This is a genomic window from Streptomyces sp. JJ38, assembly GCF_019303475.1.
GTDB lineage: Bacteria > Actinomycetota > Actinomycetes > Streptomycetales > Streptomycetaceae > Streptomyces.
Genome location: NZ_JABLSI010000118.1, coordinates 1 through 228 on the forward strand (window position 1 = coordinate 1; position 228 = coordinate 228).

At 71.1% G+C, this 228-nt stretch carries 1 protein-coding gene; it reads left to right on the forward strand.

Translation table 11 applies throughout. The annotated features are described in order from the left end of the window. A partial coding sequence (locus HPT28_RS26505; protein ID WP_219094513.1) for a S8 family serine peptidase occupies window positions 1-228 on the forward strand: 228 nt, incomplete at both ends.

Here is a 228-nt window from a genome sequence, read left to right on the forward strand (position 1 = left end):
CTGGTCTCCGTCCGCGTCCTGGACGACAACGGGTCCGGCTCCTACTCGGGCGTCGTCGCCGGCGTCGACTGGGTGACGCAGAACGCGCAGCTTCCGGCCGTGGCCAACATGAGCCTCGGTGGCGGCGCCAACTCCAGTCTGGACGACGCGGTGCGCAACTCGATCGCCGCGGGCGTGACGTACGCGGTGGCGGCGGGCAACAGCAACGCCGACGCCGCCAACTACTCC